This is a genomic window from Pinirhizobacter sp., assembly GCF_035317885.1.
Lineage (GTDB): Bacteria > Pseudomonadota > Gammaproteobacteria > Xanthomonadales > Rhodanobacteraceae > Pinirhizobacter.
In genome coordinates this window covers 1-7,258 of the sequence record NZ_DATHFX010000022.1, presented here as the reverse complement: position 1 = coordinate 7,258, position 7,258 = coordinate 1, and the positions used below count along the sequence as shown (strand labels likewise).

Genomic DNA, 7,258 nt, shown 5'->3' with positions numbered 1-7,258 from the left:
AGGCCGTGCTCAAGCAGCCGCGGTCGCAACGGGATTTCTTCACCATCGCCGCCTTGCTGGGCCAGCAGGGCTACCACTCGCGCTTCATCTACGGCGGCGAGGCCCATTTCGACAATATGCGCGGGTTCTTCCTCGGCAACGGCTTCAACGAAGTGGTGGACCGCGCTTCGTTCACCAACCCGGTGTTCGTGGGTTCGTGGGGTGCGTCCGACGAAGACATGTTCAACGAACTGCACAAGCGGCTGATGGCCGACGGCGACCATCGGAACTTCACGCTGGCGTTCAGCGTGTCCAACCATACGCCGTGGCAGTACCCCTCCGGCCGCATCACCCCGGTGGGCGAGCCTGCCAGCGTGGACAACACCGTGCGCTATGCCGACTACGCCATCGGCAAATTCTTCGAGCAGGCAAAGCAATCGCCGTACTGGAAGAACACCGTATTCCTGATCGTGGCCGATCATGATGCCCGCGTGTTCGGGGCCAGCCTGGTGCCGGTGGAACATTTCCACATCCCGGCATTGATCCTGGGCGGGCAGGTGCCGGTGAAGCACGACGGGCGCATCGTCAGCCAGGCGGACATGGCACCCACCTTGCTGTCGCTGATGGGCATCAACAGCGACCATCCGATGCCCGGCGCCGACCTCACCGTGCGTGATCCGGACCGGGCGGTGATGCAGTACGGCGACAACTTCGGTTACCTCAAGGGCAACCAGCTCATCGTGTACGAGCCGCACAAGGCCGCCCAGGCTTTCACCTACGACGGGAAATCCACCCTTACACCTGCGCCGGTCGATCCGGCGCTGGCGACGGAGGCGCTGGCCACTGCATTGTGGCCGAGCTGGGCCTATAAGGAACTGCGATACCGGCTGCCGGCGAAGGCCGCCACCCGCCCTTAGAACTACTTCAGCAGCGAGCGGAGCATCCAGGCGGTCTTCTCGTGTTCCTTCAGGCGGCCGGTCACCATGTCCGCGCTGCCTTCGTCGCCACCGGCATCGGCGGCCTTGATGGTGTCGCGGGCGGTGGAGGCGGCGATCTCGTGGCCCTCCACCAGCTGGCCGACCATGTCCTTCCATTCCGGCACGCCGGTCTCTTCCTTGATGGAGGTGAGCTTGGCGAACTTGCTATAGGAACCCGGGGCGACAACATCGAGGGTGCGGATGCGCTCGGCCACTTCGTCGGCGGCCAGCCACAGTTCGTTGTACTGCACCTCGAACATGGCATGCAGGGAATTGAACTGCGGGCCGGTGACGTTCCAGTGGAAGCTGTGGGTCTTCAGGTATAGCGAGTAGGTATCGGCCAGCAGCTTGGATAGGTGCTTGGCGATGTCTTCGCGGTCTTTCTTGGGGATACCGATGTCGATGGCCATCTTCAATGCCTTTGGTGGGTTTGCCAGGCTTTTAAGGATAGCCAACCCGTATGTCGCTTGGAAATGAATGCTTCCGATCCCACTGATAGTGACCGGCTATCATTGGCGGTCTCATGCCTTCCCGACCTTCGCGCCCCTCCTCACCGGAACCGGCCCGCCTGCGCGAGCTGCGTGCTGCCGTGTCCGGCGCCAGCAGCCGCGATGTCGGCCGCCTGCTCGGCCGCATCGCCAACCTGAAACGCCAGGGTACGGACGATGCGCGCCTGGACGCACTGGCCCGGGAAATCGAAGCCTCCACGGCCCGACGGGCCGCGCGGGCGGCGGCAAAACCTGTCATCCAGCTGGACGAAGCTCTGCCGATCACGGCGCGGGCGGAGGAAATCACCCGGCTCATCCGCGAGCACCAGGTGGTGGTGATCGCCGGCGAAACCGGTTCGGGCAAAACCACGCAACTGCCCAAGCTGTGCCTGGCCGCCGGCCGTGGCGAGGCGGGCCTCATCGGCTGCACCCAGCCCCGGCGGCTGGCTGCCCGCTCGGTGGCCCGGCGCGTGGCCGAGGAACTGGGCACGCAAGTGGGCGACAAGGTCGGTTTCCAGGTGCGCTTCAACGAGCAGGTGGGTGAGCACACGCTGGTGAAGTTCATGACCGACGGCATCCTGCTGGCCGAAACGCAGTCGGACAGGTTCCTGTCGGCCTACGACACGATCATCATCGATGAAGCCCACGAGCGCAGCCTCAACATCGATTTCCTGCTGGGGTATTTGAAGCGCCTGGCCGTGCGGCGGCCGGAGCTGAAGATCATCGTCACCTCCGCCACCATCGATACCGCGCGCTTCGCCGAACATTTCGATGGCGCGCCGGTGATCGCGGTGGAAGGCCGGGCCTACCCCGTGGAAGTGCGCTATCGCCCGCCGCCGGACCGCGGGGAAACCACCCAGGCCGGGCAGATTGCCGACGCGGTGGATGAAATCACCCGCACGGACCCGCGTGGCGACGTACTGGTGTTCCTGCCCGGCGAGCGCGAGATCCGCGACGCCCACCTGCTGCTGTCACGGCGCCAGTACCGCGAAACCGAGGTGGTGCCGCTGTACGCCCGATTGTCGGCCGCCGACCAGGACGCGGTGTTCCGCCCCGGCAACCGCCGGCGCATTGTGCTTGCCACCAACGTGGCCGAAACCTCGCTCACCGTGCCGCGCATCCGCTACGTGGTTGATTCCGGTACCGCGCGTGTCAAGCGCTACAGCCAGCGCAGCCAGATCGAGCGGCTGCACGTGGAGCCGATCTCGCAGGCCGCGGCCAACCAACGCAAGGGCCGCTGCGGCCGCCTCGGGCCGGGTATCTGTTATCGCCTTTACGACGAGGCGGATTTCGAATCCCGGGCCGCCTACACCGACCCAGAACTGCTTCGCTCGTCGCTGGCCAACGTGATCCTGCGCATGCTGTCGCTGGAACTGGGCGACGTGGAGGCGTTCCCGTTCCTCGAGGCGCCCGACCCGCGCGTAGTGTCCGACGGTTATCGCCGCCTGGCGGAAATCGGCGCCATCGACGACGACCGCAAGCTCAGCGCGATCGGTCGCACCCTGGCGCGCCTGCCCATCGATGTGCAGCTGGCGCGCATGCTGGTGGAAGCCAACACGCTCGGCGCCCTGCGCGACGTGCTGGCGATCGTATCGTTCCTGTCCATCCAGGATCCGCGTGAACGTCCCGCCGACGCCCGCGGCCAGGCCGATGCCGCCCACGCGCAGTTCGCCGACCCGCGTTCGGACTTCACCACGGTGCTGAAGCTATGGACGGCGTACCAGTCGTCCCACCAGGACCTGACGCAAAGCAAGTTGCGCGACTGGTGCTCGCGGAATTTCCTTTCGTTCATGCGCATGCGCGAGTGGCGTGAACTGCACCGGCAACTATTGCTGGTGGTGCAAGAGCTGAAGTGGAACCTCGATACGGCTCCGGCTAAGGCAACGAGCCAGGGCGATGACGCCGATGCCTACGCCGCGGTGCACGGCAGCCTGTTGTCCGGCCTGCCCACCCAGGTGGGCCACAAGGATGAAAAGGGCCAGTACCGCGGCACCCGCGAGCGCCGCTTCACCCTGTTCCCGGGCTCCGTGGTGGCCAAGGCGCCACCGGCGTGGGTGTTCGCCGCGCAAGTATTGGACGTGGGCGGCCGCGTCTGGGGCATGAACAACGCCCGCATCGAGCCGTCGTGGATCGAAAGACACGCAGCCCATCTGTTGCGGCTGAGCTGGCGCGATGCGCATTGGTTGCGCAAGCGCGGCCACGTGGTGGCCTACGAGCAGGTGAGCCTGTTCGGCCTGGTGCTGGTGGAAAAACGTCCCGTGACGTTCCGTTTGCAGGATCCGGCGCTGGCGCATGCGATCTTCGTGCGCGAGGCACTGGCGCGCTGCGACATCGACAGCCGCAGCGATTTCGTCCGTGCCAACGCGCGCGTGCTCGAGCAGGCGCATGAGATCGAGGCCAAGCAGCGGCGCGCCGGCCTGCTGCGCAGCGAGGACGAACTCGTCGCCTTCTTCGATGGCAAGCTGCCCGAGGACATCACCGATGTCCGCGCGCTCGATGCGTGGTTCCGCAAGGCGCCGCCATCCACGCAGGCAGCGTTGCGCTGGTCCCTCGACGACATCATGGTCGGCGGCGCGGGGCTGGATGCAAAGGCCTTCCCCACCTCCATGGCGGTGGGCCCGCATGCCTGCCGGCTGGAATACCGCTTCGTCCCTGGCGACCCCGCCGACGGCGTCACCCTGCAATTGCCGCTGGCGTTCCTCAACGCCGTGCCCGAGGCCCGTTGCGAATGGCTGGTGCCCGGATTGCTTACCGACAAGGTGGCCGAACTGATCCGCGGCCTGCCCAAGGCGCTGCGCCGCAACTTCGTGCCTGCGCCGGATTTCGCACGGGCATTCGTCGAGGCCGAGGCTCCGCGCGACGAATCCCTGCCGCGGGTACTGGCTAAGTTCCTGAAACGAACGACGGGCGTGGACATCGATGCGTCGGCGTTCGATGGCATCGTCTTGCCCGCGCACCTCTTGATGCGCTTTCGCGTGCTCGACGACCAAGGCAAGGCATTGGCCGAAGGACGCGACCTTGCGGACCTGCGCGCCCAGTGGGAAGGCCGTGCCCGCGAAGCTTTCTCGCGCAAGACCGACCTTGAACTCACCCGCGAGGATGTGTCCGCCTGGGACTTCGATGAAATTCCCGACAGCGTGAAGTCCGATGCCGGCCTGGTGGCCTTCCCGGCCCTGGTGGACCTGGGCGAAGCCGTGGCGCTGCGCGTGTTCGAGCGTGGCGACGAGGCGCGCGCCGCGCATGTCGGCGGCGTCGAGCGCCTGTTGCGCGAGGCGGTGGCCAACGAGATCAAGCGGGCACGCCGCCAGTTGCCGGTGGGTAATGGCCTGGGCCTGAAATACGCCACGCTCGGCAGCGTGGAATCGCTCCGCGAGGACCTTGTCGAGGGCGGATTCGCCGATCTGGTCGAGGCATCGGACCTCAACGTGCGCACGCGCCAGGCTTTCGAGGCGCTGCACACGACCTTCGCGCGGGACATCTTCAAGGCCGCCATGGACCGGCAAAAACTTGCCGAGCCGGTGATCGAGGCCCAGGCGGAGCTCCGGCCCTGGCTGCAACCGCCGCTGATGGGCTTTGCGCGCGCCAGCTACGATGATCTTCGCGAACAGCTCGACGCCATGTTGCCACCGGGCTTCCTGCGCGAATGGAGCGCCCACCGCCTGGCCCAGTTGCCGCGCTACCTGAAGGCCATGCGCTTGCGCGCCGAACGCCTGCGCCAGGATCCGGCAAAGGATCAGCAACGCATGCTGCAGGTCCTTCCTTACTGGCGTGCGCTGCTCAATGCCGGCGCCGGCGCGGACACCGCGGCATGGCAGGAACTGCGCTGGCTGATCGAGGAATGGCGGGTATCGCTGTTCGCCCAGGAAGTGCGTACGGCCGAGCCCGTTTCCGCCAAGCGGCTGGCCCGTGCGCTGGAAGCCGCGCAGGGCAGGGCATGATCGTGGCAAGCTCAAGCCCATGGCCGGCACGATAAAAAAGGGCGATGCGATGCACGAGGCGGCACGGGCTGCGCTCGCGCCGTTGCCTGGGCCGCTGCGCGGGGAGTGCGAAGCGCTCTGCGAACTGCTGCTGCAACTGGGCTGCGACGAGGAGACCTGCGCCGCCGCCTGCTGGTTCGCCGTGGCCGTGCACGACCGCGCCGTCTGGGACGCTGCCGCCGCGGCGCTCCCGCCCACCTTGCGCCGCCTGGTCGAAGGCCAGCTGGCGGCAGAGACGGTCTGGGTGCTGCACGCCCAGCGTCCCGGGGCTGCCACGGAGGGGCTGCGCCGCCTGCTGCTGGCGATCATCCGCGACCTGCGCGTGGTGTTCGTGCTGCTGGCCCGGCAGCTGGCCCGCATGCGCGCAGCCATGGCCATGGACGAAGACGAACGCCACGCGCTGGCCCAGCTCACCCGTGACATCCATGCACCGCTGGCCAACCGGCTGGGCATATGGCAGCTGAAGTGGGAACTGGAAGACCTCTCGTTCCGGTACCTGGAACCTGAAACCTATCGCCGCATCGCCAAGCTGCTGGACGAGCGCCGTGGTGACCGCGAGACGTTCATCGCACAAAGCTTGTCGGAACTCGGTGCGGCGCTGGCCAAAGCCGGCATCCATGCGGAACTTGCCGGGCGCCCGAAGCACATCTTTTCCATCTGGAAGAAGATGCACCGCAAGCACCTGGAGTTCTCCGACCTCTACGACATCCGCGCCGTCCGTGTGCTGGTGGACGACGTGGCCAACTGCTACGCGGCGCTGGGCATCGTCCATTCGCTCTGGCCGCACCTGCCCGGGGAATTCGACGATTACGTGGCGCGTCCGAAGGGCAACGGCTACCGCTCCCTGCACACGGCGGTGATCGGCCCGCAGGGCAAGACGCTGGAAGTACAGATCCGCACCCACGACATGCACCGCGCCAACGAGCTCGGCGTGGCCGCGCATTGGCGCTACAAGGAAGGCGGCGGCGCCGACGCCGAGTTCGAGGCGAAGATCGCCTGGATGCGCAAGCTGATCGAGCCCCGCGGCGAAGACGACGCGGAACTGGCTGCCGGCTTCCAGACCGAGCTGATGGAAGACCGGGTGTACGCACTTACGCCAAAGGGCGAAGTGATCGACATGCCCCACGGCGCCACCGTGCTCGATTTCGCGTACCACATCCACACGGAAGTGGGGCACCGTTGCCGTGGCGCGAAGGTCAACGGGCGCATCGTGCCGTTGACCTTCCAGCCCCGCAGTGGCGACCGCATCGAAATCCTCACGGCGAAGGTATCCGAGCCGAGCCGCGACTGGCTATCGGTGCACCACGGTTACCTGCATACCTCGCGCGGCCGCGAAAAAGTGCGCGCGTGGTTCCGCCGCAGCGCCCATGATGCGAACCTCGTGGCTGGCCGCGCGACGCTCGAACGTGAACTGCGCCGGCTCGCGCTGCCCGATGCCGACATCGCGAAGCTTCCTGCCCACTTCAACCTCAAGACCCATGACGAGTTGCTGGTGGCGCTGGCGCTGGGGGAAGTTACCACCGGACAGGTGGCGCGGGCCCTCCAGGAGCGTGCGCCGGAACCGGAAGTTACCCAGTCGACCACACCGGTGGCTTCGCGCCCCGCCCAGCACGACCGCGGCGCGCTCAGCATCGACGGCGTGGGTAACCTGCTCACCACCCTGGCGCGCTGCTGTCAGCCGTTGCCGGGCGACCCGGTGAAGGGCTTCATTACCCGCGGACGGGGCGTGTCGGTGCACCGCGCCGATTGCGCGAGCCTGGCGGCCCTCGCCCGCAAGCAACCTGAGCGGGTGATCGAGGTGAACTGGGGCAAGGTGGACGTCCAGGCCTACGAGGTG

At 66.9% G+C, this 7,258-nt stretch carries 4 protein-coding genes; 3 read left to right on the top strand and 1 reads right to left on the bottom strand.

The annotated features are described in order from the left end of the window. Nucleotides 1–896, top strand: an 896-nt coding sequence (locus VK519_RS00665) for an LTA synthase family protein (RefSeq protein WP_324346681.1), incomplete at its 5' end; no start/stop codon positions are given. 2 nt (nt 897–898) lie between these two features. On the opposite strand, the gene VK519_RS00660 is transcribed toward VK519_RS00665, so the two are convergent. Further along, the gene (locus VK519_RS00660; RefSeq protein ID WP_324346679.1) at nt 899–1,366 is read right to left on the bottom strand and encodes a Dps family protein; all 468 of its coding nucleotides are present in this window, start codon (nt 1,364–1,366) and stop codon (nt 899–901) included. A 113-nt stretch (nt 1,367–1,479) separates the two neighbouring features. Here VK519_RS00660 and hrpA point away from each other — a divergent pair, with 113 nt between their 5' ends. Both hrpA and VK519_RS00650 read left to right on the top strand, forming a co-directional pair. Then, nucleotides 1,480–5,382 (top strand): ATP-dependent RNA helicase HrpA, encoded by a 3,903-nt coding sequence (gene hrpA, locus VK519_RS00655; RefSeq protein WP_324346677.1) that lies wholly within the window; start codon nt 1,480–1,482, stop codon nt 5,380–5,382. 19 nt (nt 5,383–5,401) lie between these two features. Then, a partial coding sequence (locus VK519_RS00650; protein WP_414692665.1) for a RelA/SpoT family protein occupies nt 5,402–7,258 on the top strand: 1,857 nt, incomplete at its 3' end.

Coding starts and splice junctions, on each gene's coding strand:
- VK519_RS00660 (WP_324346679.1), bottom strand. CDS start 1,366: ATGGCCATCGACATCGGTATCCCCAAGAAAGACCGCGAAGACATCGCC.
- hrpA (WP_324346677.1), top strand. CDS start 1,480: ATGCCTTCCCGACCTTCGCGCCCCTCCTCACCGGAACCGGCCCGCCTG.